We start from the raw sequence: 23,265 nt of genomic DNA, 5'->3' as shown, positions 1-23,265 counted from the left end.
CTTTTCAATTCGGTAGTGTCAAATTTTTGCAAATTGCCTATTTCTAGTAGAATAGAAACACTTTTTTAGTCAGTCTATCCACATCATTTCTATCTTTACCTAGTGTTACTATGTAGTCATTTCTTTGGAAAATTATTCTGTAAACGCTTCAAACTGCCTTCAATAAATTTTAATCTATTATCATATTTTTGGGCATGGGAATAATCAATAAATTCACCTTTATTATTGATGGGATGATTGTCCTTACGGCTATAATCGTGGATCCTCTACGTAATCATCTATGGTTTCGAAGGTAATTATATCAGCCATGTCTGGTGACGAATGATATAATATGACTTTTTGAGGACCTTCGTTTTCCTTCTTCAATGGCTGAACCAGCGTCAGAAATCAAATGGTCTCTCAAGTAGCAATCATATGTTCTTGTAATATCAATACTACAATTAACTATCGTAATTACCGTATATCTGCTACTGTGGCTTTGAGAAAAATTCACAAATTAGGTTGATACAATCGTAAAACTTAAAAAAGTAATCCCATAAAATAAGGATGAAGAAGGCAGAATGTGGTGTGAGTATGCAGTGTAACGAAATTCAACGATATTATCAAATTTTGATGTCCTACCTGTCCATGACCAAACATAAAAGGCTTTGCCAATGAGAGTGAGGAATTTTGTCAAGACATTTGTTTTTTTCGGGGTTGAGACATAACTTGAAAACGAATTGATTTTGGTATAAATGATAGTCTAAGAATGTACAAATCAATTTAGTAATTTAATGAACAATATTTTTAGTCCTAAATGTAATTATAGTCACGAAAATAATAGCAACCTCTAAACCCTTGATATAATAGGGTTTAGAGGCTGTTATTACATCATGCTAAGCATTAGACTGTTCATTTTATATATTTATGCGAATAAATGTAAACATTGATATATCATCAACTTTCCTTATCACATTATTTAACAGAGATACAACTATTCTCTTACATTTACTAAATATAAGTAATAACCGTTTCCTCAAAATAAATGTCTAAAGTATCTGCTGGAAATAAAAAACCAGATTATTAAAGGTGGCAGCCGCTACCTTTTTTATATTCTTTCGCCAAAAGTCAAATGTACAGCAGATACCCCAATATTCTGAGTCACTTCAATAATCATAAGTACAATTTTCACCTTTTTTCTCTTCAATTATTTAATAACCAAACCAATATTGGTTACATGTTTATTTGTAACGTATAGTCATTGGGCGAATATACTTTGTGTAATGACCTGAGTACAATCAAGAAAAACCCCATTTAGATCGTGGAGGGCATTAGGAGAGAATTTAACACATGCATATTCAAATTTATCAAGGAAACACAGCTCCGCCAACTGCTGCAAACATTACGATTGTCATTGATGTTATCCGAGCTTTTACAGTAGCTCATTATGCTTTTTTAAAAGGTGTCAAACGGATTATCCTGGCCAAAAATCTGGAACAGGCGTTTCAATTAAAAATGAAAAATCCTGATTTTCTTTTAGCTGGAGAGATTAATGGTTTTCCGATTAAAGGATTTGATTTAGACAATTCTCCTTACAATATGAAGGCAAAAAACTTGACTGGAAAAACGCTTATTCAAAAAACAACTAACGGCGTTAAAGCTACATTGCATTGCTTGTCATCAGATCATGTGTTTGTAACTGGATACGCGAATGCAAAAACGACAGCAAAATTTATAAAAAATAAGTTTGCAAAAGATCGGGAGAAGAGTATCAATATTATAGCCTCTCATCCAAGTGGTGATGACGATTTGGCTTGTGCAGAGTATATAAAAAGCATCCTTGAAGATTCAAATACGATTTCAAGTAAGAAGGTAGCAGAACGGATTAAACATTCGCATGTAGCCGAAAAATTTTTTGACGAGAATAATTCATATTTTAACCGCGTAGATATAGAATATTGCATGATTGAGCTGGATACGGGTTTTGTCATGAAGGTTAGAAAGAATGCTAAAATACCGATGATTGAGAGGGTAAATGTATGCAAGAAAAAGAGTTAATTCTTCCAATGAGAGAAATGAAACCACGAGAGAAAGGTTTAACGATTCTAATTGATAATGGAGTACCTTTAGGTTTTTTTAAAGATACGATTAGCAGCTTCAGCGACTATATTGATTTAGTAAAGTTTGGCTGGGGAACATCCCTCGTAACAAACAGTTTGCATCAGAAGATAGAATGTTTACGAAATCATAGCATTGAATTCTTTTTCGGTGGTACGTTATTTGAAAAGTTTTTAATCCAAGGTAAAGTCGAACATTATTATGATTACTGTAAACAATTTGAGTGTAACTATGTTGAACTATCTAATGGAACAGTGGCCATTGATAACAGTGAAAAAGCTAAATTCATATCAGAGTTTTCCCAGGAATTTATCGTATTTAGTGAAGTGGGTAAAAAAGATGTTACAGAGGCCAACGCACAAGATTCATTGACATGGCTCGAATATATACAACAAGATATACAAGCCGGAGCTACAAAAGTAATCTTGGAATCTAGAGAAAGTGGAACAAGTGGAATTTGTAGGGAAGATGGGAATATACGAATGGATATACTTGATTTAATCCTAGATGCCTCTATCCCTGTCGAAACATTAATTTTTGAGGCACCTACTAAAAAGATGCAAACATTTTTTATAAAAAAGCTAGGAGCGGATGTCAATCTTGCAAATATTTCCCTTCAAGATGTCATTTCACTTGAAACGTTACGCTTAGGTTTACGATCCGACACCTTTAATATTTTTAAATTGGAGGGGATATTAAATGAGAGACAATAATAAAGTGTTTCATTTAGCTATTCCATGCAAAGAGTTGGATGAAACAGTAGATTTTTATGAAAAGATGGGGTGCAAGTTGGCTAGAAGGTATGATGATCGCGTAACATTTGATTTCTTTGGTGACCAACTCGTCTGCCATTTAAGCCCGGAAAATATTGATGCTGAACCTTCGATGTATCCACGTCATTTCGGTATTACATTTTTAGATAAAGAAGAGTATGAGAAAACATTAGCATTCGCAATAAAAAAAGACCTTCCCTTTTTTAATAAACCAATGGTACGATTTGAAGGAAAAAGAGAGGAACATTTGACATTCTTTTTGATCGACCCGGCGAATAACTTACTCGAATTCAAGTATTATCATGATGCCGAAATGGCTTATTAAAAAGGAACGGATGTTTAAATATATGTATTTATTGATTCAAACGACATATTCTATAATTAGAAATCCATAGCATAACAAAAGACCGCCCTTGCTGTAACATGAAACGGTCACCAACAGACCGAATCCTGACAAGAGAGATAGGCTCTATGATAAAAAATCCCTCACTGACCTGCTAAAGTGCATGAGGGATTTTTTATTTTTATCAGACATAATGAATGCTATTAACATAACGAATGAAATTATCAGCGTTAGCACAGCTTCCATACTCAGCGCCCAAAAGCGCTTGAACGGAGATTATTCGATTTATCCATATTTTCTTTCTGGCATCTCTTTTTTCGTTAGATGTCCTGCGCGTAGTTCATACATCGTATCTCCATATGCTCCAAGTTCCGGATCATGTGTCACAAGAATGATTGTCACCCCTTGAGCGTGTATTTCTTGCAATGCTTGAATGACTTGGTCTCTATTTTCGATGTCTAAACTACCTGTCGGTTCATCGCACAATAACATTTGTGGATCGTTCATAAGGGCTCGCGCAATGGCGACACGTTGCTATTCCCCACCTGATAATAGAGTAGGCATATGGTGAAGCCGTTCGGTCAAGCCAACGAGATTAAGTAATTCTTTTGCACGCTTCTCGATTTCAGACCAGTTGTGATCGGGAAGTTGAGGAATAATCACATTCGTTAACACATCAAATTGATCAAACAATTGAAAGTCCTGAAAAATATAGCCGATATTTTCCCTTCGAAAGCGACGTCGTTCATCGTCTGACGCACTTTCATACGACATGCCACCAACTGTAACAGTTCCTTCATCCACTAATTCAATCGCGGATAAACACCGTAACAACGTCGTTTTTCCTGAGCCAGAGGGACCTGTAATTGTCAGCCACTCCCCATTTTCAACCGTACAGGAAATATCCCTTAAAACATGAATCGAATCCACATTCGTTTCATAGGTTTTATGAATATTACGAAGCTCCATGTGCATCTATCGTTCCTCCCTTTACGTTCATTTTACTTAACGTATATAATGAAAATGTGATTGCTATACTGATGATGAGCACCAATCCGGCACTTTGTAATAGGACGATTGTCAGTGTCAGATCAAACAATAATAGCATTGTCCCCATACTCACAAGCATGCCTAGTACCGCCGAACCTCCTGCCCAAATTAATATTTCCTTTAAGAAATAATGGCGCACAAACTGCTTATCCCAACCGATCGTTTGAAATAACTTGATTTCAGCACCTCGCTGCTCCCACAATCTACGAAACGTTTGATAGATCGTCGTTAAACTCAGAGCATACAATAAAACAATAACAGCGGCAACTGGGCATGCTCTTCTAAAAAAATAGAACTATAATTTTTGTTGGTTTTATGTTGGTTTTTCATCAAAAAACGAGGTCTGTCATTAGACAAACCCCGTCATATCAACGTTTATTAAGTTTTAATTACATCATGCCTGGCATATGTCTTGTGTTTTTACATGGTTATTCACACATATAATTCTGTATAAAAATATAGGTTTATCATTATTTTTTTAGAACATCCGTTCTTATAGCTATACGCAGTTACAAATTAGCGTGATATTTTTGTGATATTTTCTTTTCTGCCTCTATAACCGAAACTAAACTCGGTTAGGGGGGATTATGTTAAAATATTTTCGAGGTGATCAGATGTGTCAGAAGTGTTCAATTTGTGGAACTTATTCAGATGATGGAACTATAAGAGATGGCGAATTGATATAAAAAAGACCGCCCTGGTGGGTGGTCTATTCCGTAATAATAGTCTTTTATTCTATTTACTACTTTTCATGTGATTATTTATCAATAAAAATATTATCATAATAACGATAAACAGGAGAAATGATAAAATGTAAATGCCTGAACCATTCAACATTATTCTATCCAATAAAGGTATTCCTCTTAAATTTTCTGTTTCATATCCATGTGATATGACTCCTATTAAAAATAAGTATAAAGTAGTCATCATACCAGTAAAATATATAGGGTGTTTTTGAAAAGGAGTATGATTACAAGGGTCATCCCTTTTACATCCACAATTTCTAATCGGTAACTGAACTATATTCGATATTGCTGTTAATAACATGTAGAGTATTGTTAAGATAGATCCTATAACTAAACTTGAAAACATTAACAATTTTGGAACTCTAACCTCTACTATATTAGACATGACATTTCCCAATATTTCCATACCGCCAAATACACCAAATGTTATAGCTGTAAAAATACCTAATATTGTTACAAACTGAGTATAGATACTCGATTTATACTTGTCTATATCAGAAGAAATTTTATTATAGTTTTCATTAAGACTTTCTTTAGTTTTAACTAGTTCTTGTGTTAACTTTTGAGACTCTGACCTGACATTCATTGTTGATTGGTGGATCCCTCTCAATAAACGTTCGTTCTTTTTTACTTCATTTTCTATGTATTTTCTTTGAATATGGGCTAAGTCAGTATGGTCAATTAACTTGTTAATGTTATGTTTAATATTATCTTCATTTTTCTTTTCAGCAAATTTTGCGATTAAATTTAAGTTAACAGCAAGAACATCAATATCCGAATCTCCTAAATTGAAAATATATCGACTTACCTCTGAATATTTATGTCTTCCGTTCTCTTCATAATAGTTTTTAAGTCTAAAAAAAAGAGACTCTTGACCACGTTCATCAGAGTCTAATAACTTTGATTTTGTCATCAAATCTAGGATATCTTTCATACCATTAACTTCCCCCTAGTACTTCATATAGCTTTTCTGGGAACTCTGTAAAGAAATCATATATTTCCTCATTTGAATATTTCAATCCCTTTTCTCCATCTTCAATACGCTCTTTATATTTCTTCCATGGATGGTGCTCATGAGTTAAATCAACTAATTTAAAAGGATCTTCATTTAAAAGTGAAATTATATCAGGCGTAATATTCTCTTTGGTTCCATCTTCGATATCGTTTTCATTAAACTCTACAGGTTTAATGTCAAATGTCTTATCATCGAAAATTATTTCGGTTGCAATTTTTTCAATAGGCTGCGATCCATACTCTTTGTATTCATGATATACTTGAGGAACGACTGGGCCTAATTTCCATTTTTCAATTGTATCATTAAACAAAGGAATTCCTTCAAAAACAAGTTCTTTTGCTTGTAAATAATACAATATCTTTTGTAAATGTAAGTTAGTGATTGGTCTTCCAATCCTAAATGCTACCGACACGATATAGTTAGCGATTTGTAGAGCCCGATACATATCCATCCCTCCTTCTAGATATTAAAAAGCATCTTTCTATACATAACCAACTACTACTACATAGTATGAGTATATGTAACAAAAAGATGTATTTACATGACATTTCCAACTGTTTATATGCGAAATTCCGTACAATGTTACTATTTCAAGTATATTACAAAGAATAGTAAATGTAAATTCAAAAGACGTTTTGAATGAATTTAAACGCAGTCAAACGTAATCAAACAAGCTCAAATGTGTTAAAATGCATTCAAATACAATCTATACGATACTGGACGAAACTATCTACAAAAGAGGGCTTAATTGCCCTCTTTTTTATTTTTTTAGTACGTATCCGATTTACGAACCCAGCTATATAACTCTTTAATTAGTACATCATCCTTACCCACCTGCTGAATTGTCAACGATTTATTTTTATACTTGCTAGGGATCGGCACATTGGATCGACTATATGTTTTAGCAGATGATTTTATGCGTACTCTTTGACCAACCTTGAATGTTCGTGGAATGTAGTTTTTGACACTTGTTGCAGTTGTTTTATTTCCACGTAAAGCGTTAAGTAATTTAGTGTTTTGGCTTGCAGTACCAGTATAGTTTTTTATGCCATGTTGCTGTGCTAACTTTTTACGATGTGCAAATGATGATGGTTGTCCGATTGACTTTAAATAATCAACAATGCTGTCTCCAGTGTAATTTGATGTTTGTTTATTGTTAGATTTGCTGGTTTTAGATTGTTTTGGTTTGCTAGGTTTTGACGTACTTGTACTACCACTACCGCCCTTTAATTTAAAAGCTTTAACAATACCTTTAGCATGTGCTTGGCCGATATCCTTTAGAAACTTATCATCTTTTAGTAAATTAGCATCTTCACGCCTGTCGATAAATAGGTTCTCAGTAAGTACAGCCGGCATCTTCGTTTCCCTAAGGACATGGAAGTTGGCTTTCTTTTTCCCACGGTTGGTAATACTGTATTTTGTCAACACCTTACTGATTTCACTATGAATTGTATTTCTCAATTTGGCTGATTTAGACGTATTACTTACCCCATTATAAATAAAGTCCTCGTATCCAGTTCCGCCACCAGCATTAATATGAACACTTAAAAAGAAGTCAGCGCCCCATTTATTAGCGTCATTAGTACGTTGTGCTAATGATAAAGTTTTATCATTTGTTCGTGACATTTTAACACTGCAATTATATCCCTTTAAATAATCTTGAGTGTGTTTAGCAATCATTAATGTTAAGTCTTTTTCACGTAAACCATTCCCAACTGCCCCTGGATCGGAACCGCCGTGTCCTGCATCAATATAGATTTTTGTCATTTTATCTACTCCTTTTTGTAATATAAAAAAGAGCAACCACCTAAGTGATTACTCTTTATCTACTGTGTTTTTACCTAACTCAAAAAGTCCTACAGATGCTAATCCACTAATACCGCCCGCCCATAATCGACTAGTTAAATTAATATCCATAAAAGTTGCTAGTAAGCCTAGTAACATACCGACAATAATCGCCATCAAAGGCATATATCGTTTGTCGACTAACTCCGTCATTTTGATTGCTTGGACAACACCGCTTGTGACTGCTGCTATAGCGGTGGCCATTGCTAGGATTTCAACCATGCTTTCTCACCCCCTCCAATTTATCGATACGTTTGTGTGCTGACTTCGTACTTTCATCTACACGAATAAGCTGTTCATTCATGCGACTCATTTGTTTTTCATTTGCTTTTAGATCGATGCGAATATCGTCAACACCTTTACCGATGGAATCTAGTTTCGTTTTGATCACTGCCCCATCCTCTGCTTCGTTTTTTATACTCTTGTCACGTCCTCTCATGAACGTGAAATAAGTGATTACCATACCGAATACAGTGCTAACTGCACCTAGTAATGCGAATTCCAATATTAATCAACTCCTTTATTAAAAATGAGCATGAAAAAAGAGCCCTTAAAGGACTCTTTCATATTTTTAGTTATTGCGCAGTATGTTCCAACTGTTTTATTTTTTCTTGAAACTCTATCACTCTATCATACATTTCGCTAATAGTCGCTGTCTCTATGTCTTTTTTAACGATATAATCTGTAATTTCTTCCAGTGTTTGCAAGGGTGTTTGATATTCACCCTCCCCAATCTCGTGACCGAATAAGATAATAATGGAATTAGTCTCAATTGCAAAGTCGATGTCCTCTTTTATTCCTTTAAGGTCGGTAGTGTCAATATTAACTGCATTTAAGCTTGAAAAATCAATACTATCCCATTCATTTGTTTTTCCGTGCGATGTAGAACTTACATTCCTGATTGTTTTTCTATGTTCCGCTACTAAATCTCTGTCTTTTTCATTAATTTGACCATAAGGCAATGCAAGGTGTTTTGGTTCGGGCAAGCCTAAATCTTTGAATTTTTGGTTGTTTTTTATTACCTGCTCCACCACTTCTTCGCTTTGCAGCTCTTTTAATCGTTTGTGTTCGAATGTATGCCCTTGAATATCCCATCCTCCATCTAACATTTCCTTAATCTGATCAACATTCATAAATCCTTCTTTATTAACCCAATCACCGACAACAAAAGATGTCCCTTTAATCCCCTTATCTTTAAACATAGGATAAACTATATTGTAATCTGTGCTCGTACCGTCATCAAAAGTAAAAACTAATAAAGGGTATTTAAGACTTTCAATTTTTTTCTTTTCTTTTTCTTCTAATTTTCTTTGTTTCTCTTTTGCTTCATTATATTTTTTTGCACTCTCGATTTGCTCTTCTGATAGTTTACCAAAGTTACTATATCCTATTAAGAAAACTAAAACTGTCAAAGAAAAAAGTGATACTAAAAAAATATATTGTTTTTTCATGTTGCACCCCTTGATTATATTACTATACATCATATTTTAATATAAAGTAAGGAGTAATTCCATTTAATTTACAACATTTTGATACTCTTTTACCCTTTCGTACATCTCATCTAATGTAACAAACTTCATGCCTTTTTCAATCGCGTAATCGACAACTGACAATAAATGTTCCAGTTTTGCTTCATATTGTCCGTTCGTTTCTAGTGAAACTTTGTGGACTATTAATATTAGTATTCCATTTTTTTCAATAGTTAAATCAATGTCTGATTTTCTTAAGTCTACTACATGAGGATTAGCATCAGTAATGTCCGCAGAGCGAGCATTTAAAGCGCTAAAATCAATTGTATCCCAATCATTGTAAATTCCGCTTGAATTAGAATGGATGTTTCTGCAACTCTTGCGATATTGCATAACAATGTCTTGTACCCTTTTTACGTTTCCACCACTACCAAAAGGCAGTGCGTGATGTTGAGGTAAAGGCAAGCCATAGCGCTCGAAATCTTGATTTACAGCCTGAAATTGTTCATGTATTTCTTGGTCTGATAATTCTGCTAAGCGTAGATGGTCTCTAGTATGACACTCAATACCCCACCCGTTTAACTTTAACTTAATTAAGTCATCGGGATTCATTGCTCCCGCGTAATTATCTGTTCTGTCAGTCCAAATATACGATGTTCCAGTAATTCCACGCTGTTTGAATTCAGGATAAACTAAATCTATATCACTTCTAAAGCCATCGTCAAAAGTTATAGCTATTAAAGGACGCTTTAAGCCAGCACCTCCTTTGTCCTTTTTATTAAAAACATAAGACATAAATGATTTCTGCACGTCAGCAACCTTCGCTCTATCGTCAAACCACTGATTAGGTAAGTTGTTGATAATTTCATCCATTTGTTCTTTTGTTGGCTCGCTTCCTGCTCCAAAAGTTTCAGTCAAGTCAATCGCGAGTACTTTTTGTACTTCAACAGAATTACCATCGCTAGATGTAGCGTCAGGATATTGCGCTCTAACCTGTACTCTGATATTCCCCTTTCCTTCTTCAGGCATTGTCACGGTAGCGCTAAACACCTTTTGTTCATTGACTTTAAAATCATTAAAAAACGCATACTGTATTGTGTTTCCTGCAACATCACTGTATGTTGCTATACCCAACCTTTCGCAACTTTGACTCGTTACTCTACCTAAAAATCTAATATACACTATCTTACCTGGTCTAAAAACAAAAGGTGTTTCTTGGCTAATTCTAGGTATGGTACTTGTTCCTAACCCGATGATCTTCATAGTGTTGTTGCTAATTTCCCATGTCGTTCCGCTTTCAGTTCGCCATTTTCCACCATTTTCATTTTCAAAATTTCCGTTGTCAATTCCATTTTTTAAGGATGAATTATTTATGATTTCTAGTTCGTTACTCATTCTTTCTATCTCCCTTTTATGGCTGATCATTTCTTTTAAGTTAGCACTGCTTAGGTTACCCGCATCTGACTCCTCGTCAAAATATCGATAAGGGTAGTTTTCTAAGAGTTTATCCATCTGATCTTTCGTTGGTTCATTTCCGTACCCAAAAAACTTAGTTAAGTTTATAGCTAAAATGTTGTCAACTTCCACTCTTTTCCCACTCGTGTTTTGCCCTGAAGGGTATATTCCGCAAGCGAAAACTCTAAACTCTCCTGTTAAATTATGTTCTTTTTCGGGATCGAATAAATAAGAAACATCATACCAAACTCCTTTTTTAACACTTCCTGCATTTTCTGAAACGGGATGTTTTATGCCTTTGATGCCTCTAACTCCTATCGTCAAATCATGCACATCTTCAACTGCTCTCATCCTCGCTTTAACGTACCATTTATCTAATTGAGGTATTTGTGATTGTAATGTCTGATATATCGAAGCTCCAAAATAATCACTACTACCGTTCGATGTCAAAACAACAGAATGATAGTCGTCAACATCATCTTCGAACTTCGATAATCGCATATTTCCATAAAAAACACCGAAATTATTTAAGTTATCTTCTTTAAAATCTCCGTTCTTCATCACGTTTTGCAAACTTGCGTTTGTTCGCTTTCTTATCTCTCTCATGTTTGCACCTAAGCTTTTTTTTCCTTCGCGAGCATTTATTATCTCTTGTTGGTTTACTCCATCTGCTGGAGTAGTGACTATATCGGCAATTTCTTTCCTAACCTTTTCTACTTCTACGTTGACGTATTTTTCGTCAGCCTTTTTGTTCAATTCCTCGCTAACTTGAGTCTTGGTCGCTCTTTTGTCAAGTTCTAAATCTGTATACTCTTTAAGGTTACTAAGTTCGCCCTCGACAAAAGTACCTAAATCACCAATGTCATTTCTGTTTTTGTTTATTAATTGCTTATTATCCGCCAACTGCGCAGAAACTTTTTTATTTTCCGCGTCTAATCTTTGACCTAAAGTTTGATGATTTTCTCCTGTATTTCTGTTTGTCCTAGCGGCAATCGTTTCCTCATTTGAAATAGGCTTATCACTTGTCCACTCGTTTAGCACATCATCAAATTGCTGTTCAACTGCATCTTGTCTTTGTTCAACGTTTACAGCTACTTCTGTAGCATCTTCTGTCTCCTTATTAATAGCTTCAAGACCATCTGCTAAAGAACCACGCACTTCCTTTCCGTAAATCGCTGTTCTAATTTTATTTAATAAATGTTGTATTTTAGCCAATCGGATCAACTCCTTCTGTATTTTCCAACGCTTGTAATCTAGCTTCGACATCAGCATTGATGTTCAATTGATTCTGATTAAATGTGTTTTGATTAAAATTAATTTGCTCTTGTGCTGTTCTAAAATCGTTTAACGCGGAAACAGATTCTTGCAGATTCGTTATTTCTCGGCCAATGTCACCAATGTTGTTATAAAGACCACCTAATTGATTATTAATCTGTTGCAATACCTGGTCCAAATTTTCAATGTCTGCATTATCAATAACCTGTTGCAGTCGCTCAATTTCTTGCTGTGCTTGTTGTGATGCTTTTGACAATTCGACAACTCGTTTGTTCTGGCGTGTGACTGTGCTTTCTAAGTTAACTATTTTGTTTTCGGCCTTTTTTGCATCGAGTTGATATTCAGATGCCTTCTTAAACTGATCCCCAATATTCAAGTCATTGTTTTCTGGTTCGATAATGTCAATTGACTTACCTACAATGCGTAAATTCTCATTAATGTTCATTACTGGATTTATAACTGGATGCCAGTTTCCTAATTCATAAGCGTCTGGATCAATGCCTAAAATGTGTAAATCTAAAGCAGTGATTTCGTATTGCACCTTTACGCGATTGTTATTTTTGATGTACTGTTCGCCACGTGTTTTTAGTATCGATGGAACGGTTATGTCATCCCAAACGACGCTTTTTGCAATAACACCGAAAACAGACATAGCCTCAGGATCATCAATATAGTCCTTGCCATCATTAACTTCTTCTATTGTTAAACGTCTTTGACTTGCGTCTGTTGCTTCTTCGTCTTCAGAGTCTAACGCTTCACCTAACGGAATCAGACGTGTAATTATTTCCGTTGGGTCAACTTCTTTGGTGATTGACTTCAAATTCTTGGCAAGTCTAATTTCAGTTGATTTACGCTCACCAATAGACTTCAAATAATCAAGATAGCGCACACCGTTAATTTTACGAACGCGTAATTCTCCGCCCAGTCTGTCGATTAACTTATCTTTTATCGTGTCAAATGTACTTTCGTAGCCTAAATAACGATAAAGCGTACCTGTCGAACTATCAACATCAACTATGCCAACTTTAAACGTCTTGTCTATCTCATCATCTGCTACATCTCGATTATGGTTATCAATAATGACTTGCAGAAAGTCTTTAACGGTAATATCGTGATACTCACCATGACGCTGTGCGCTGTCGTTTAGATAGCCTAATTCAGACTCACAAACAAATGATTTCGCAAATGATCCACTGTCAGACATTGATTCAGTTGGCATTAAAATACGCCCGTCAAACTCCATTTTCTGTGTCTTGTTATTAAACACTTGAATTAGAGTTTTTAATGGACGTATCAAGTTATATCCTGGATTATCAGGCAATATTGTAAACGTAAAGCTACTAGCAACATTGATTCCGTGTTTTATTGTTCCAGCCACTAATTTAAGTTCATTAAAATACGGACTATGAATAACTGTTTCTTTTCCATCGTTTACTAGAGTGACCTTGTACATTAGATCAGCTCCTTACGAAAATAAAAAGATATTTTTCCAATGCCTTTAATGGTCATTTTGTTTTCACCCTGATGCAATATAAAATCATGTGATTGTGATTCACCTACTGGAATATTGTAAGTGATGCCATCTTTGATTATTTCCATTGGTGATGATGCTTTCATTTTAGGTTTAACAACACTTGCTCCAGGATTGTATAAAGTGACTGTTTTGGTTCCTGCTACTTCAAAATCTGTTATTTGAGCAACGTCTAGCAAGAAATTGAATGGGTCCCATAAATCGTTTCCTTCTTCGTATTCGCCGATTTTAAATGGATACGCGGTAAAGTTCACGGTAAATACACCCCGAAATCGCAACTCGTCAAAATCGGGAGCTTCTTCAACTTCTGCTAAAAAGTAATAACCAGGTATATAGTCATCAAGCAACTGCACTTTTTCATTAGGTTGCATCAACCAATTAAGTATTTCAATCTTTTTAATTGCTAGATTTACCTTGTCGTAATCCCTTAAATTAAAGACGTATGTTAAATGTCTTTCCTCGTATTCTTGGCCACCATAAACACTACTAAAATCATATATTTTGTTAGAAAAAGGTACACGTTCTTTTCGTTTTATTTTAGAAGGGTTGCCGATGTGTTTTTCTAATACTCTTAGACCGAAATCGCGGTAACTATGCTTTCCATTGAATGTGATTCCAAAATGATTATTCAAGTGCAACCCTCCTTCCTTGTAAATTAATACGTTTTGCTTGTTCCTTGTCCATAAGAGAACCGACTTTTTCTAATCCCAAATATAAATCTGGATCCTTTTCAGCGATTATTTGAAGCAATCTAACAACTTTTGAATCATCATATTTGCTTGCATTTGATTGTTTAGAAATGATTTCTTGCTGTACCGATTGTGTTACTGGAGCCATTTTGCCTAGTGCTGCATTTGCGGTAAAGCCTTTTAGATCACTCAAAAGATTTAATTTTAAGTCTGATTCCGCTTCTTTTTCTAAATCGCTGGTTAAATCACTAATAGACTTAACAGCTTGTTTTGCATCCTCATCAATACCAATGGCCATACCCTCACTTATAAAACCACCAAACTCCATAAACAACCGTGATGGAGATTTGATTTTGAGCAGAGACTTAGCCTTGTCAACAACACTACCAACGACGCCAGTGATAGCGTCAATCGCGGCGCCTGCCATGTTTTTAATACCGTTAATAAGTCCGTTTATTAAATCTTTTCCAATGCCGATAAACATCTTTCCTGCATTTTTACCGATATCGAGCATATTAGTGAATATACTCTTTACAGCGCTTAACGCTTTTGACATCAATGACTTTATCGCGTTAACCATTGCACGGAATCCGTTAGATACAATGGATTTTAAACTGCTAACAGATCCAGTAAAAACACTTTTTATAGCATTCAAAATACTCGATATGACTGATTTAATAGCATTCATTATGCCAGTAATAACACTTCTAATAGCGTTAAATCCAGCTGTAACAACGCTTCTCACAGCATTCACAGATGCAGAAAATAGCGACTTAATGGCATTCCACAAACTTACAAAAACCTGTTTAAATCCTTGCGCAAACACCTTACCCGCTTTTAGAATTTTTCCGATAAACCACAAATTAATTAGATTCCAGACAACTTGCAAAGCGCCTTTAAAAATCTTCTTTGTAGCTTCCCACATTTCAGTCCAATTTCCAGTAAATAAAGCGCTAAAAAACTGTATAATGCCTAAAATAACGTCAAGTGCGCCTTGTATAACTCCTTTTATTGACTCCCACGTGTCAATAACTAGAAACTCGATTGCGGGCCATATAAATTGCATAATTTCCCATATAAACGTCATAACGTTATGCACTGTTTGACCTATCATTTCACCGTGAGTCTGAAAGAATTCAACGAATTGAGCCCAAATTGACGATGCAAAGGAAAACACCGCTTCGAAAGCAGGTGCAAAAAAATCAGTCAATGTTGATATGATGTTCATTACTGATGTTGTTACGCCATCTGTAGATCCTGTTAACTCTTGAAATTTACCGATAAGCCCACTAATAAATCCACCTACAAAAATTATACCGTCAGCAACCAATCTAAAAAAACCCTGAACAACAGGTTTTAATGAATTAATTGCTCCTTCAATGGATCCGACACCGCCAAGAGCTTCATCAAGTGCTGCAATAATATCAGTTACACCCATGACCACCCATGTTTTCATATTGGTCCAGGCTGTCTTTATTCCTGCACTTGATGTTTTTGCTGTTTCAGCAAATCCACCTTGCGCCTGATCTAACTCAATGAGTTTATCGTTAAATTCAGACATAGTGATTTCGCCACTTTTAAGTGCTTCATAAAAATCGTTAGTAGCTGATTTTCCTGTGAAACCAAATGCTTCAGCAGTTTTTCTTAGTGCGAAAGGCATTGTTTCTTGCAATGTACGCCAGCTCTGTAAGTCTACTTCGCCTTTTGATAGCATTTGAACATACTGATCAAGACCACGTTTTGCATCTTCTGTACTAGCGCCACTTGCTAAAAATGCGTTGTTTAGTGCTAATGTTGTATCAACAGCACCATCTAAATCACCAGTCATAATAGCAATGGATTGCGCTGTGCTTGCAACCTCATCTAAACGTGTCGGTAAACCCTGAATGCCATCACTTAACTTGTTTATCGCCTTTTGAGAAGTATCGGCATCAAATCCAATTTGAGCCATTACACGAGGGAAGTTATTTAACGTATCATAACGGTCAATAGCACCATCAAGAGACCGTTTTACCATATCAATACCTTTATAGGCAAGTCCAACAAGCCCCAAAGCTCCAGCTAACTTACCTACTGTAGCTATACCTCTTTTAGCAGCGCCACTAATGCCATTTAAACGTCCTTCGACTTTTTTAATACCACCGCTAACTTGTTTGTCGTCTAATATGACATCAATTACTACTTTTCCATCAGCCACATACTTCACCCCCATACTTTAAAATTAAAATTTGTTGAGTATAGGGGCTCGTGGCCCTCTTATTGTTCGAATTTGTTTAAAGTGTTACATCTTGTACACTTGATTTCAGCTTTACCTTTTAATTTAGCCAGTAATTTTGCACATTTTTTACAACGCACTTCCTTAAGTTGCATTACTATCATCTTCTTTTAACGCATAGTGTTCTTTCAGCTTTCTAATCCGTTCTCGCTCTTTTTGCATGCCTTTCCCTTTCGGCAATTCAGCTTGACGTATTTCAACGACTCGCATGAATTTAGACTTGTCGGTTAAACCGTTTAGCAACGCTTTAAACTTATACCAATGTAGTTTCCCTTGCACTTCAAACAAATCGATTCCATAGTCAGACATAAACGACGCATAAATGTATTCGGCGTCCTGAACTAAGTCATACGCCCTTTTATCATCGTTAGGTATATCAGGCATTGGATTTCCTTCCAAATCAACATTATTACGTTCTGATTCATCATTACCTACTGCATTTTTGAAAAGCTCAACGAATATCTTAGCTTTTACTTCAATTTCGTATTGTTCTAAATCATCGTTTATTAGCATTATTAGACCTGTATTGACTTTAGATGCATCGCTTAATGAATTATCTTTTAACAAATCGAACAAGCGCAATATGTTGTCATAAGACATGTCTAATTCATACGTAACTCCATCGATTTCAGCAATATCTTCAATTGGGTACGCTAAGTTCATAGCAGTCACTTCTTGCTGTTCTGTTTACTCTTTTGTTTATTAATCTTCTCTTTTGCTTCTAAGTATTTCTGTGCTTTACTTAGATTATCGTTCCCTAAACGTTTATTTATTTCTTCTTTCAATCCCTGCGCAATTTGCATGAAATATTCGACTACAATAAAAACAGATGGTGATAAATTATACAACTTATCAAATGATCCATCACCTAACGTTGCATCAATAATTTCTTTTATAGCTTTTTTCTGTGCATCAAAATCATTACTATCAACTTCACTAATTTTCTTCATTATTTCGTTCTCTGAATCGAACAATCTCTTAATATTTTCATCACTCATATCAAACTCTAGTTTGACATCGCCGATTTCAATCGGAATTACATGTGTTTGCGTTTGAATCTTAATAGCCAATTAAATCACTCCTTTTAAATTAAAAGAGGGCTGTGTTTAGCCCTCCACTCCACCGCCTGCATCATCATCACTCTTTGAAATATCTGGTTTTCTGTCCCAGGCAATAGCAAAGCTAAAATGTTGATATTCAGATGCTTCTCCACCTGTTACTTTCGGTTCGGTAACAGTTGCAGGACCTTCCAAAATTTCACCGCTTGTTCTTTCTTGTTTAAACCAAATTTTACGATCTTCTCCCACTTCAAATTCTAAATCAGCTATAAAACGGTGTGCTGGATCATCATTATCATAAAACCCCTCAAACGAGTACTTTTTCTTAACACTGATAACATCTTCTTCGGGTGTTCCATCGCCATCATAATAAGCTTCTTCTTCGACTTCTTCATCTGTATCGTCTTCAACCGCTTGGATCCATTTAGCTAACCTTAAATTAGCTTCTTTCTCTTCCAGGTCTCCAACATAATACTTTGTAAGAGCGTTTTTATATCTAGCCAATTAATTCAACTCCTTGATAGATAGTAATTTTACAACTAATGTTTAAAGCCCAAATAAAAAAGCCGTCCTCATCCTGTCCTACAAGATTGGGGAGCGACTTTGTCTCAATTTTATTAAATTCATAACTACCATTTTCAGATGGCAAATCATCTAGGTTTTCTAACGACTGATATATTGTCGTTAATGCATCAAAGCAGTAATCATTTCGTTTGCTTTTGGCATTTACCTGTATCTGATACTCCTTATCTCTTGTTCCATCAAAGTATACTGTTTCAACACCACCAGGCATTGCCATAATTGAAATACTTTCATCAGTTCCTAACAAACCAATTCTAGATCGTGCATAAAGGTCAAGACTATTAATCTTTTTATTTAACTGCTCTAATAAATCTAACTTCATAACATCACTCATTTCATCGCTCGTTTAGTGACTCGTTCCCACGACTTGCCATGGATAGCTTTAGCTTTTAAATCCCATCGTGGACCAGTGCCTGGTGTGGTATAGTTTTTGAACTGTGTAAAGAACTGAACCCGAGCATATGGCACGTTGTAAATTACAGACTTCGAATCAAGTGATTGGGTAGATTGGTTCCGTAAATCCCCACGTAAAAACGGTACATAATTATTCATGTCTGAATGTACTTGATTGATTAAAGCATATTGTCCTAATTTGGTCATGGTATTAACTCGCCTTGGTATTCTCGATAAATCTTTAGTTACTTTAATTTGCATTAGATCACTTCCAATTCGTAGTGTCTAATCTCGTTTTTATGAGGATAATAGCAATCTACTATTTTCTTGAGCGTGTAAGCTCGACCATTGAAAGTGATTTTTGAGCGTTCTTTGAATGTTGGCAATGGTTTACTATGCCTAGCATCTACAAAAACAATGGCTTCAGCTAGAATCTTATTTTGTGTACTATCACGACTAAATACAGTCGTATCGTCAAATCTCACGTATTTAATCGTAATTGGTTCAGCGTATTTATCATTGTCCCAATCGTCTTTACCTAAATATTCCTCGTATTCGATTGAATGAATAAGCCAACGCTTTGGTAATGGTCCAATACGCATTTAAACCACTCCAATTCCACGATATAAAAGGCCTGTACCACTTAAATACATATAAACATCTTCACTTACCAATTTGTTTTTATTATCTTCTACATTTGAATTAGAACGACCACCACTCGAAACGGTAGTTCTGCCAATCGTGACTGTTTCAGGCTCGTTTAATTCATGTGATGATGTACCGCCCATGTCATAAAAATAGGAAATTTGTGCAGCAAGTGCTTTTTTGAATTGTTCTTTTCTAAATTCAACATCTGATTCCAAGTCATTGTGCCTATAAAAATAGCGAGTGATGCTATCTAAAACACCACTCGCCCTTTTTAGTAGTTTTTCAAACTCGGATTGCTCCATTTCTTCAAAGCCTAGTTCTGTATATTCGTTGTAGGTTAAATAAGGCATTTAATCACCTTCTAACAGTTCAATCAGTTCCTTTTTCGTTGCATTTTTCTTGTACTCGACTCCTTTTTCGTCAAGCTTCTGTTTTAACTCGTTAACCGTTAAGTCGCTGTAACTTTCTTTTGATTGCGTTACGAAAGACATAATTTCCGCTTGATTTTGTGGCATGTTCCCGTATTTACGGACGATAGAAACAACTTCGCCAGCTTCAACTTCGTGTGTCGTATAGCCGACATGATTTCCTTGCGACGGATTATACGACTTGACACGTCCTTCTTCGTCACACATGACTAACGTACCTGCTGGAAGGCGTTGCGCCGCTTCTACGTTCCAAATAGGATTGTTTTTAATTACAACTTCTACCTCTTGTCCTTCTTCCAAGTCAACACTTGTCACAAAATCGGGTATCCAGCCTAATTCAGATTTTTTTAGATAAATTTTGTCATACTCACGATTCTCTACAGAACCTATTCCGGCTAATGCCACTAGTCGGTTAGCTGGAATATTCTGTATGACTTGCGCTTGGAAAGATGTCATTACCCTTCTACACCTCCGCCACTACCACCAGAAAACGTTACTTTAGCCACTGCCGCTTTGTTATCATCAAGGATAAATTCGCCTGCTTTACCCGCTCCTTGAAGTGCTACACCGTCAAAGTCCTCTGATTCGATGGTACGCGCTGTATTAATTCCTGTGAACGCTTTACCGATTCCTGCGATGTATGTGTAAGCAACTTCTCCCTCTTGCAATAAAGAGTCTGGAATTTCTGTGATAATAAAATCTTTAAACTTAATGACTTGGTTATTGTCGATGTTTGCTGTTGAGTTTTTGCCAGTTGTCATTAATGGATGGTCAACAATAGCATTGTATAAATCTGCGTTTACGTTTGCGACTTTAGTTCCTACAGCTTCAATGTTGATGTAGTACTTAGACAACTCGTTGAATAATTTCAACACTGCATCAGCGCTATAATCAGATAGTGTTTCTGTTTTTGTAGCAACGCTAGAAATGAACTTGCTGTGCGCATCATTGAATTGCTTGATTTTTGCTTGTGCTTGTAAATCCAAACGATCAGCGATAGTTGCGTTGAAATCATTATTTACTGTGTGGCGGTCAATACCTTCATGAATAACCCACTCCCAAGTGTACGGAACTGGTGTATCTTTGTAGATAATTTCAGTACGTGGACCAAATCGTGTGGAATTACCTGTTCCTGTGCCAAATGCCACATTTGCATCCTTGTTATATTCAGTTCCTACGACAACAGGGATGTCAGAAGTTTTGACATAGAAAGCTGTTTCATTATGCTGTACACCGTCTAATGCTTCGATTTCACCACCGAAAAAGTCACGGAAATAAGCCTGTGTACGAAATACCGCTTGTAATAACTCCTTAAATTGTTTTTGATAGCTACGTGCTGCTTGATTGTTGTTTGCTGTGCCTGCGAAAAACTGAATATCTAATCTTAATAGCTGTGTTTTTTTAGACATTTAAAATTACCCCTTTACTTATATTTTGCTAATTTTTGTTTGAACGGATCTGTTATCACATTTCCATCTGATTGATGCTGTCCAGTTGTAAATTGTGGTTTAGGTTCATCTTGTTCTTCTTGTTTCTGTGCAAAATGAGGGTATTTTTCAATTACTTGCTTAATAGCTGCTTCCATATCCACATCATCAGAAACATAATTTTTAGCAAGTGCTACAACATCTTCTACTGAGTCAGCTATAACCCCTTGTTTTAATGCACTTAATTGTGCTTTTAATGTTTCGTTTTCTGTGGTTGTTTGATTAAGATTATCTTGGAGTTGTTCTAACTGTTCAGCTTGCTTTTCTTGTTCTGTTTTCTGTTGATCTTGCCATTCTTTGAATTTCTGAAAACCCTCTTTTGCATTCTCAAAATCTTCAATTCCTAACTGCTTCAATAGTTTTTCTTGTGCCTTCTTAGCTTCACGAGCAACAATGTTATTGACATCCTCTTGTCTAAATGTCTTTTCCTCTGATTGTTGTTGGGAATCAGTACCCGATTGTTCTTCATTACCTCCAGATTGTTCAGATGTCTGGTCACCTTCATCTTCGCCCTGTTCAGCGAAAAACTGTAAATTCAGTGGTAAAAATCTATTTTCCAACATATAAACTCCTCCCTATTGGGTAATTTCCTCATGTTTTATTTAACGTCCACTACATGTAAACGGACAAAATAAAAAGTCGCTCTTAGACGACTTGTTCTCTTGAATATTCTCTTGTCCTACCAGTATCTGAAATAAATTTCCTCATTCTTGCCTGTCTATCCCTAACTAGCTTTTTGTAACGCAAAATAGACACTTCATCACCTGTTACTTTAGCTATATTTAATGAACGCTTAGCTTTTCGTATTTGGCGTTCATAATAACGTTGTTTTTGTCTTAACTCTCTATTTTTTGTCATTTCTTCTTCTGAATACTGAATCTGATTGTTTTCGTTGATTCCATCGATAAAAGGAAAAAACATATGACGGCAATTAACCCCTCTTAGGCCCCATGGTTCGCCATAACCAAATTCGTAAACAGATGGATATTTCGTGTCATTTTCTTCTGGTCTTTTAAGAGTTGCCACCCTACCTTGAATATGGCTGCATGCTTCTCTAGGATCAGGAAGGCTACTGACAAGTACTAAATCCAAGCCATATTCCTGCATTCGTTCTGTCCTTAAATCGTTGTAAACGTTATTTGTTGTTGTTCGTATAACAGATTCAGCATATCGTTCTAATGTCCACACGTTACCGCCTCTATCAATGAAACCAGTTCTAAGACCTTTGTTTCCCCACTCTACAATCGTTTCAGTCACTGCTTGATTAACTGTTTTTGTACCTGCTAGAACTTTACCTGTCGTTGTTTCAATGATGCGTCTATACATATCTGCAACAGTTCCATGACCATATGTTGTCGTTATAAGCGACTGATTCACGAAATTGTTATATTCTCGATATGCTTGTCTGACGAACGATTCAAGTACTCTATCAATATGTGATGGCATTGGCAACGGATCATATATGTCTTTTAATTCATGGTCTACACTTTCAATCGTAACAATGCCTGTATGTTTGATTGCTTTACGAATCTCTCGTTCAGTCTTTCCTGTACGTTTAGCAAGTAGTTTAACTGTTTCTTCGTTAATCATTCTTAATTGATTCATCTTTTCTATTTGCCATTGAAAAACAGTATCTTTTGTGATGTCCTCACTCGTTTTTAATCGTTTAGCTACCATAAGGAATATTTCCTCTTCTAGCGATCTGTATATCTCTATAACTGGTTCAGTAAATAGATTCAATTGGCTGGGTGTAATTTTTGGACGTTTAGGGTTCATTTACAACACCTTTTTCTGTATATCTAAGCATTTCCTACAATGGAATATGACGTACCCGCTTATTTCAACACTTATTTCACCGTTACCATACCTTATTTCATCAACATGAATGTTATCTTCAATTACTGCGTAATCGTGTTTACATTTCACTCAATCACCTTCTAACTCGACTGATAATACATCATCTTTGTTAAACATCTTTTTTATCTTGCCTTCTTCGTCATAAAAGACTATAAAACCGTTTTCTATAACAAAGCTTTTCACACCATCAATCAATTCGCTATAATCACTAGATTTCAACTTGATAACAAAACCATCAACGTTATTCAT

General features: G+C 35.6%; 27 protein-coding genes and 1 pseudogene. 3 read left to right on the top strand and 25 right to left on the bottom strand.

What is annotated here, in order from left to right:
- The first annotated feature begins 1,329 nt into the window (after positions 1–1,329).
- From HNQ35_RS00405 to HNQ35_RS00395, 3 genes are read left to right on the top strand one after another with little or no spacing between them, the layout of a single operon-like run.
- On the top strand, positions 1,330–2,037 hold the full coding sequence (locus HNQ35_RS00405; protein ID WP_146935278.1) for a 2-phosphosulfolactate phosphatase: 708 nt from the start codon (positions 1,330–1,332) through the stop codon (positions 2,035–2,037).
- The gene (locus tag HNQ35_RS00400) at positions 2,019–2,810 is read left to right on the top strand and encodes a phosphosulfolactate synthase (RefSeq protein ID WP_146935280.1); all 792 of its coding nucleotides are present in this window, start codon (positions 2,019–2,021) and stop codon (positions 2,808–2,810) included. The genes HNQ35_RS00405 and HNQ35_RS00400 overlap by 19 nt, the downstream gene beginning before the upstream one ends.
- Positions 2,797–3,195 (top strand): VOC family protein, encoded by a 399-nt coding sequence (locus HNQ35_RS00395; RefSeq protein ID WP_146935282.1) that lies wholly within the window; start codon positions 2,797–2,799, stop codon positions 3,193–3,195. Before HNQ35_RS00400 ends, HNQ35_RS00395 begins: the two co-directional genes overlap by 14 nt.
- A gap of 303 nt (positions 3,196–3,498) precedes the next feature.
- On the opposite strand, the pseudogene HNQ35_RS14365 reads toward HNQ35_RS00395, so the two are convergent.
- The 25 genes and pseudogenes from HNQ35_RS14365 to HNQ35_RS00270 form a co-directional block, all read right to left on the bottom strand.
- A pseudogene (locus HNQ35_RS14365) lies at positions 3,499–4,182 on the bottom strand (ABC transporter ATP-binding protein).
- Positions 4,169–4,465, bottom strand: a complete 297-nt coding sequence (locus HNQ35_RS00385) for a hypothetical protein (protein WP_146935284.1) — start codon at positions 4,463–4,465, stop codon at positions 4,169–4,171. Before HNQ35_RS00385 ends, HNQ35_RS14365 begins: the two are co-directional and overlap by 14 nt.
- Before the next feature lie 533 nt (positions 4,466–4,998).
- Complete coding sequence (locus HNQ35_RS00380) at positions 4,999–5,943, bottom strand: hypothetical protein (RefSeq protein ID WP_146935286.1); 945 nt, start codon at positions 5,941–5,943, stop codon at positions 4,999–5,001.
- Positions 5,944–5,947: 4 nt separating this feature from the next.
- Positions 5,948–6,469 carry a Panacea domain-containing protein gene (locus HNQ35_RS00375; RefSeq protein ID WP_170226575.1) on the bottom strand — a complete coding sequence of 174 codons (522 nt, stop codon included), beginning with the start codon at positions 6,467–6,469 and terminating at the stop codon, positions 5,948–5,950.
- A gap of 323 nt (positions 6,470–6,792) precedes the next feature.
- Complete coding sequence (locus HNQ35_RS00370; protein WP_146935290.1) at positions 6,793–7,791, bottom strand: N-acetylmuramoyl-L-alanine amidase; 999 nt, start codon at positions 7,789–7,791, stop codon at positions 6,793–6,795.
- 48 nt (positions 7,792–7,839) lie between these two features.
- Positions 7,840–8,091 (bottom strand): holin, encoded by a 252-nt coding sequence (locus tag HNQ35_RS00365; RefSeq protein WP_146935292.1) that lies wholly within the window; start codon positions 8,089–8,091, stop codon positions 7,840–7,842.
- Positions 8,084–8,374: a hypothetical protein gene (locus HNQ35_RS00360; protein WP_246118028.1), complete on the bottom strand. Its 291-nt coding sequence runs from the start codon at positions 8,372–8,374 to the stop codon at positions 8,084–8,086. Before HNQ35_RS00360 ends, HNQ35_RS00365 begins: the two co-directional genes overlap by 8 nt.
- A gap of 70 nt (positions 8,375–8,444) precedes the next feature.
- On the bottom strand, positions 8,445–9,320 hold the full coding sequence (locus HNQ35_RS00355) for a polysaccharide deacetylase family protein (RefSeq protein WP_170226577.1): 876 nt from the start codon (positions 9,318–9,320) through the stop codon (positions 8,445–8,447).
- A 63-nt stretch (positions 9,321–9,383) separates the two neighbouring features.
- Complete coding sequence (locus HNQ35_RS00350) at positions 9,384–12,008, bottom strand: polysaccharide deacetylase family protein (RefSeq protein WP_170226578.1); 2,625 nt, start codon at positions 12,006–12,008, stop codon at positions 9,384–9,386.
- A complete protein-coding gene (locus tag HNQ35_RS00345; RefSeq protein ID WP_146935298.1) occupies positions 12,001–13,521 on the bottom strand; it encodes a phage tail protein in 1,521 nt (506 codons plus the stop codon). Before HNQ35_RS00345 ends, HNQ35_RS00350 begins: the two co-directional genes overlap by 8 nt.
- A complete protein-coding gene (locus HNQ35_RS00340; protein ID WP_146935300.1) occupies positions 13,521–14,231 on the bottom strand; it encodes a phage tail family protein in 711 nt (236 codons plus the stop codon). Before HNQ35_RS00340 ends, HNQ35_RS00345 begins: the two co-directional genes overlap by 1 nt.
- Positions 14,224–16,494: a phage tail protein gene (locus HNQ35_RS00335; RefSeq protein WP_170226579.1), complete on the bottom strand. Its 2,271-nt coding sequence runs from the start codon at positions 16,492–16,494 to the stop codon at positions 14,224–14,226. The genes HNQ35_RS00340 and HNQ35_RS00335 overlap by 8 nt, the downstream gene beginning before the upstream one ends.
- A gap of 50 nt (positions 16,495–16,544) precedes the next feature.
- Entirely contained in the window at positions 16,545–16,658 is a 114-nt protein-coding gene (locus tag HNQ35_RS00330) for a zinc finger domain-containing protein (protein WP_146935304.1), read from the bottom strand.
- Positions 16,648–17,226 carry a Gp15 family bacteriophage protein gene (locus HNQ35_RS00325; protein ID WP_146935305.1) on the bottom strand — a complete coding sequence of 193 codons (579 nt, stop codon included), beginning with the start codon at positions 17,224–17,226 and terminating at the stop codon, positions 16,648–16,650. The genes HNQ35_RS00330 and HNQ35_RS00325 overlap by 11 nt, the downstream gene beginning before the upstream one ends.
- 5 nt (positions 17,227–17,231) lie before the next feature.
- Positions 17,232–17,633 (bottom strand): hypothetical protein, encoded by a 402-nt coding sequence (locus HNQ35_RS00320; RefSeq protein ID WP_146935307.1) that lies wholly within the window; start codon positions 17,631–17,633, stop codon positions 17,232–17,234.
- A 36-nt stretch (positions 17,634–17,669) separates the two neighbouring features.
- Positions 17,670–18,125 (bottom strand): phage tail tube protein, encoded by a 456-nt coding sequence (locus HNQ35_RS00315; protein WP_146935308.1) that lies wholly within the window; start codon positions 18,123–18,125, stop codon positions 17,670–17,672.
- Entirely contained in the window at positions 18,118–18,525 is a 408-nt protein-coding gene (locus tag HNQ35_RS00310) for a minor capsid protein (protein ID WP_183330104.1), read from the bottom strand. Before HNQ35_RS00310 ends, HNQ35_RS00315 begins: the two co-directional genes overlap by 8 nt.
- 8 nt (positions 18,526–18,533) lie before the next feature.
- Positions 18,534–18,857 carry a minor capsid protein gene (locus HNQ35_RS00305; RefSeq protein WP_146935311.1) on the bottom strand — a complete coding sequence of 108 codons (324 nt, stop codon included), beginning with the start codon at positions 18,855–18,857 and terminating at the stop codon, positions 18,534–18,536.
- Positions 18,857–19,198 (bottom strand): putative minor capsid protein, encoded by a 342-nt coding sequence (locus HNQ35_RS00300; RefSeq protein ID WP_146935312.1) that lies wholly within the window; start codon positions 19,196–19,198, stop codon positions 18,857–18,859. Before HNQ35_RS00300 ends, HNQ35_RS00305 begins: the two co-directional genes overlap by 1 nt.
- Positions 19,199–19,594, bottom strand: coding sequence for a head-tail connector protein (locus HNQ35_RS00295; protein WP_146935314.1), 396 nt, complete (start codon positions 19,592–19,594; stop codon positions 19,199–19,201).
- Entirely contained in the window at positions 19,595–20,128 is a 534-nt protein-coding gene (locus tag HNQ35_RS14080; protein ID WP_218026185.1) for a HeH/LEM domain-containing protein, read from the bottom strand.
- On the bottom strand, positions 20,128–21,081 hold the full coding sequence (locus tag HNQ35_RS00285) for a phage capsid protein (RefSeq protein ID WP_146935315.1): 954 nt from the start codon (positions 21,079–21,081) through the stop codon (positions 20,128–20,130). Before HNQ35_RS00285 ends, HNQ35_RS14080 begins: the two co-directional genes overlap by 1 nt.
- A 14-nt stretch (positions 21,082–21,095) precedes the next feature.
- Positions 21,096–21,722 (bottom strand): hypothetical protein, encoded by a 627-nt coding sequence (locus HNQ35_RS00280; RefSeq protein ID WP_146935317.1) that lies wholly within the window; start codon positions 21,720–21,722, stop codon positions 21,096–21,098.
- Between the two features lie 82 nt (positions 21,723–21,804).
- The gene (locus HNQ35_RS00275; RefSeq protein ID WP_146935318.1) at positions 21,805–22,935 is read right to left on the bottom strand and encodes a phage minor capsid protein; all 1,131 of its coding nucleotides are present in this window, start codon (positions 22,933–22,935) and stop codon (positions 21,805–21,807) included.
- Positions 22,936–23,085: 150 nt separating this feature from the next.
- Positions 23,086–23,265, bottom strand: a complete 180-nt coding sequence (locus HNQ35_RS00270) for a hypothetical protein (RefSeq protein WP_146935320.1) — start codon at positions 23,263–23,265, stop codon at positions 23,086–23,088.

The sequence above is a fragment of the Cerasibacillus quisquiliarum genome (assembly GCF_014202495.1).
GTDB lineage: Bacteria > Bacillota > Bacilli > Bacillales > Amphibacillaceae > Cerasibacillus > Cerasibacillus quisquiliarum.
Note: the sequence above shows the minus strand (reverse complement) of the source record. Positions and strands in the feature narration are given on the sequence as shown.

What these genes read in the sequence shown, in the direction of transcription:
- HNQ35_RS00405 (WP_146935278.1), top strand. Translation starts at nt 1,330, where the DNA reads ATGCATATTCAAATTTATCAAGGAAACACAGCTCCGCCAACTGCTGCA.
- HNQ35_RS00400 (WP_146935280.1), top strand. Translation starts at nt 2,019, where the DNA reads ATGCAAGAAAAAGAGTTAATTCTTCCAATGAGAGAAATGAAACCACGA.
- HNQ35_RS00395 (WP_146935282.1), top strand. Translation starts at nt 2,797, where the DNA reads ATGAGAGACAATAATAAAGTGTTTCATTTAGCTATTCCATGCAAAGAG.
- HNQ35_RS00380 (WP_146935286.1), bottom strand. Translation starts at nt 5,943, where the DNA reads ATGAAAGATATCCTAGATTTGATGACAAAATCAAAGTTATTAGACTCT.
- HNQ35_RS00375 (WP_170226575.1), bottom strand. Translation starts at nt 6,469, where the DNA reads ATGTATCGGGCTCTACAAATCGCTAACTATATCGTGTCGGTAGCATTT.
- HNQ35_RS00370 (WP_146935290.1), bottom strand. Translation starts at nt 7,791, where the DNA reads ATGACAAAAATCTATATTGATGCAGGACACGGCGGTTCCGATCCAGGG.
- HNQ35_RS00365 (WP_146935292.1), bottom strand. Translation starts at nt 8,091, where the DNA reads ATGGTTGAAATCCTAGCAATGGCCACCGCTATAGCAGCAGTCACAAGC.
- HNQ35_RS00355 (WP_170226577.1), bottom strand. Translation starts at nt 9,320, where the DNA reads ATGAAAAAACAATATATTTTTTTAGTATCACTTTTTTCTTTGACAGTT.
- HNQ35_RS00345 (WP_146935298.1), bottom strand. Translation starts at nt 13,521, where the DNA reads ATGTACAAGGTCACTCTAGTAAACGATGGAAAAGAAACAGTTATTCAT.
- HNQ35_RS00330 (WP_146935304.1), bottom strand. Translation starts at nt 16,658, where the DNA reads ATGCAACTTAAGGAAGTGCGTTGTAAAAAATGTGCAAAATTACTGGCT.
- HNQ35_RS00325 (WP_146935305.1), bottom strand. Translation starts at nt 17,226, where the DNA reads ATGAACTTAGCGTACCCAATTGAAGATATTGCTGAAATCGATGGAGTT.
- HNQ35_RS00310 (WP_183330104.1), bottom strand. Translation starts at nt 18,525, where the DNA reads ATGAAGTTAGATTTATTAGAGCAGTTAAATAAAAAGATTAATAGTCTT.
- HNQ35_RS00305 (WP_146935311.1), bottom strand. Translation starts at nt 18,857, where the DNA reads ATGCAAATTAAAGTAACTAAAGATTTATCGAGAATACCAAGGCGAGTT.
- HNQ35_RS00300 (WP_146935312.1), bottom strand. Translation starts at nt 19,198, where the DNA reads ATGCGTATTGGACCATTACCAAAGCGTTGGCTTATTCATTCAATCGAA.
- HNQ35_RS00295 (WP_146935314.1), bottom strand. Translation starts at nt 19,594, where the DNA reads ATGCCTTATTTAACCTACAACGAATATACAGAACTAGGCTTTGAAGAA.
- HNQ35_RS14080 (WP_218026185.1), bottom strand. Translation starts at nt 20,128, where the DNA reads ATGACATCTTTCCAAGCGCAAGTCATACAGAATATTCCAGCTAACCGA.
- HNQ35_RS00285 (WP_146935315.1), bottom strand. Translation starts at nt 21,081, where the DNA reads ATGTCTAAAAAAACACAGCTATTAAGATTAGATATTCAGTTTTTCGCA.
- HNQ35_RS00280 (WP_146935317.1), bottom strand. Translation starts at nt 21,722, where the DNA reads ATGTTGGAAAATAGATTTTTACCACTGAATTTACAGTTTTTCGCTGAA.
- HNQ35_RS00275 (WP_146935318.1), bottom strand. Translation starts at nt 22,935, where the DNA reads ATGAACCCTAAACGTCCAAAAATTACACCCAGCCAATTGAATCTATTT.
- HNQ35_RS00270 (WP_146935320.1), bottom strand. Translation starts at nt 23,265, where the DNA reads ATGAATAACGTTGATGGTTTTGTTATCAAGTTGAAATCTAGTGATTAT.